The organism is Candidatus Erwinia dacicola, assembly GCF_001756855.1.
GTDB lineage: Bacteria > Pseudomonadota > Gammaproteobacteria > Enterobacterales > Enterobacteriaceae > Erwinia > Erwinia dacicola.
On the sequence record NZ_MAYS01000304.1, the window covers coordinates 1 to 2,954 of the forward strand.

A 2,954-nucleotide genomic window follows, 5' to 3' on the forward strand; every position below is an offset into this window, starting at 1 on the left:
CAGCATGATTACCTATTATTTAACAAAGCCTCGCAGGGGCAGCGGCATGCCCCGCCCGGCTTTATAAATTCATCCCCATTGATACCAGCAGATACCCATTCAGCATCACCACAACCGTAACGATCAGGCGGCCAGCGTTCTGCATCAGGCACGAGTTCACCATATCCCCCATCAGCTTACGGTTGCCGGTAAAGGCCAGCAGCGGCACCAGCGCCAACGCAATGCCGAAGCTGAGCAGCACCTGGCTCATCACCAGTATCCGCGTGGGTTCCCAGCCCGCCATAATCACAATAAAGGAAGGCAACATGGTGATCACACGGCGCACCGGCAGCGGAATATGGAAGTGGATAAAGCCCTGCATCACCACCTGACTGGCCATGGTGCCGACCACGGTAGAGGACAATCCTGCAGCCAGCAGGCTGAGGCCAAACACCAGCGCGGCGGCTTTACCTAACAGCGGGTCCAGCGTCAGATACGCTTGGTCGAGATCGGCAATCCCGCTGTGACCACTGAAGTGAAACGCCGCCGCTGCCATGGCCATCATCGCCAGATTGACAAAACCGGCGATGGTCATGGCAATCGCCACATCCAGCTTCGTTGAAGAGTAGCACTGTTCACGCGTACCGCCATCGCTGCTGTCTTGCGTCAGCGAAGAGTGCAGATAGATGACGTGCGGCATAATGGTCGCGCCCAGCACCCCCGCAGCCAGCAGCAGGGCATCCGCGGTTGGCAGGGATGGCACCGCCATGCCCTGCAGCAGGTTGACCACCTTCGGCTGCGAGAAAAACAGCTCAATTACATAGGCCGCCGCGACCAACAGCAGTAGGCCGCCGATCACCAGCTCCAGCGGCTTTGAACCACGGCTTTGCAGCATCAGGATTAGAAACGTTGCCACACCGGTCAGTATCGCCCCCTGCAACAGGCTGACGCCAAACACCAGCTTGAAGCCTATCGCCGCACCGATAAACTCGGCAAGGTCGGTCGCCATGGCGATAATTTCCGCCTGCACCCAGTAAAACCAAACCGCGGAGCGCGGAAAACGATCTCGGATATGCTCAGCCAGATTTTTACCGGTAGCGATACCCAGCTTGGCAGACATTAGCTGAATCACCATCGCCATGATATTGGCCCAGACGACGACCCATAGCAGGGTGTAGCCGTAGGAGGCACCTGCCTGAATATTGGTGGCGAAGTTGCCGGGGTCGATATAGCCAATTGCCGCAATAAAGGCTGGCCCCATTAAGGCAAATTTAATTTTACGGCTACTGTGGACGTTCTGCTCCGCAGTGCGGCTTTCCGACATAGTTGTTATCCCTGCTGCTAAACACCTGACAATCATCATGCCTTTTAATGATAATGATTATTAAGTGCATTCGAAAGGTTATCTTTATCGCTGTGATAGCCAGCACTATTTGTTATAGTAGTTGCTATACTTTTAGATAAAGTACGGCAGCACCAAAAAATGAGCAACCCTTTTCACTGTAGGGTATCTGGCATTCACTTACCACTTGTGCGATGATTTTTTCATCGCAATTCAGCTAGGATTGTTTAATAAAGAGGAGGGTAAGCGCAACTTTACTCGTAAGCTGTTAAAAAATAGTGAAAACCTGTGACGCTTCAAGCTTCTCTGTAATCTGCTGCAATAGGAAATTGTTATATTGAGGCATAAATCTCGTTTTCCGGTTCCTGTTACATAGATATGTGCAACAAAATATAATAGCCCTCAAATTTGGAGCAAATATGTCCCGCATTCTTCATTTTGCTTTGGCATTGGTGGTGGTGACTCTGCTGGCGTTGTTAGTCAACCGTGACCGTAAAAATATCCGTGTCCGCTTTGTCATACAGCTATTGATGATTGAAGTCGCCCTCGCTTGGTTCTTCCTAAACTCGGAAGTGGGTCTCGACTTCATCCAAGGGTTCTCAAATCTGTTCGAACAATTACTGCAGTACGCGGCGGAAGGGACCAACTTCGTCTTTGGTAATATGGGCGATAAAGGTCTAGCCTTCTTCTGGCTGAACGTGCTGTGCCCTATCGTCTTTATTTCTGCGCTGATCGGCATCCTGCAGCACTTCCGCATTTTGCCCATCATCATCCGTACCATCGGTACCGTGCTGTCAAAAATCAACGGCATGGGCAAGCTGGAATCTTTCAATACCGTCAGTTCTCTGATTTTGGGACAGTCAGAAAACTTCATTGCGTATAAAGATATCCTCGGAAAAATGTCCGAACGCCGCATGTACACCATGGCAGCGACCGCCATGTCGACCGTTTCAATGTCGATTGTCGGGGCCTACATGACCATGCTGCAGCCAAAGTATGTGGTCGCCGCACTGGTACTCAACATGTTCAGCACCTTTATCGTGCTGTCATTGATCAACCCGTACCGCGTTGATAGCGAAGAAGACCTCAAGCTGGGGAATACCCATCAGGGAAAGAGCTTCTTCGAGATGCTTAGCGAATATATCCTCGCCGGTTTCAAAGTGGCTGTGATTGTGGCAGCGATGCTGATTGGCTTTATCGCCCTAATCTCCGGGATTAACGCGCTGTTCGATTTTATTCTCGGTATCAGCTTCCAGGGCATTCTCGGCTACGTCTTCTTCCCGTTCGCGTGGGTGATGGGCGTGCCGGCTCATGAAGCACTGCAGGTTGGCAGCATCATGGCGACCAAACTAGTATCAAACGAGTTTGTGGCAATGATGGATTTGCAAAAAGTCGCCGGTACGCTGTCACCACGTGGTGAAGGCATCCTGTCGGTGTTCCTAGTATCGTTTGCTAACTTCTCCTCGATCGGTATCGTGGTGGGTGCGATTAAAGGCCTGCATGAAGAGCAGGGCAACGTGGTTTCCCACTTCGGCCTGAAACTGCTGTACGGCTCAACGCTGGTCAGCGTGCTGTCGGCATCGATTGCTGGTTTAGTGTTGTAATCTGTCGGACTGACCGAAAAAAGGTCAGC

Annotated in this window: 2 protein-coding genes; one reads left to right on the forward strand and one right to left on the reverse strand. The window is 51.5% G+C overall.

From position 1 onward, the window contains the following. Positions 1–61: 61 nt before the first annotated feature. Positions 62–1,303: an Nramp family divalent metal transporter gene (locus BBW68_RS08930; protein WP_070135076.1), complete on the reverse strand. Its 1,242-nt coding sequence runs from the start codon at positions 1,301–1,303 to the stop codon at positions 62–64. Positions 1,304–1,740: 437 nt separating this feature from the next. On the opposite strand from BBW68_RS08930, the gene BBW68_RS08935 reads away from it, so the two are divergent. After that, positions 1,741–2,925, forward strand: coding sequence for a NupC/NupG family nucleoside CNT transporter (locus tag BBW68_RS08935; protein ID WP_070135077.1), 1,185 nt, complete (start codon positions 1,741–1,743; stop codon positions 2,923–2,925). Positions 2,926–2,954 lie beyond the last annotated feature (29 nt).

Bases quoted from the DNA above. Each gene is read 5' to 3' on its own strand.
- BBW68_RS08930 (WP_070135076.1), bottom strand. From the start codon at position 1,303: ATGTCGGAAAGCCGCACTGCGGAGCAGAACGTCCACAGTAGCCGTAAA.
- BBW68_RS08935 (WP_070135077.1), top strand. From the start codon at position 1,741: ATGTCCCGCATTCTTCATTTTGCTTTGGCATTGGTGGTGGTGACTCTG.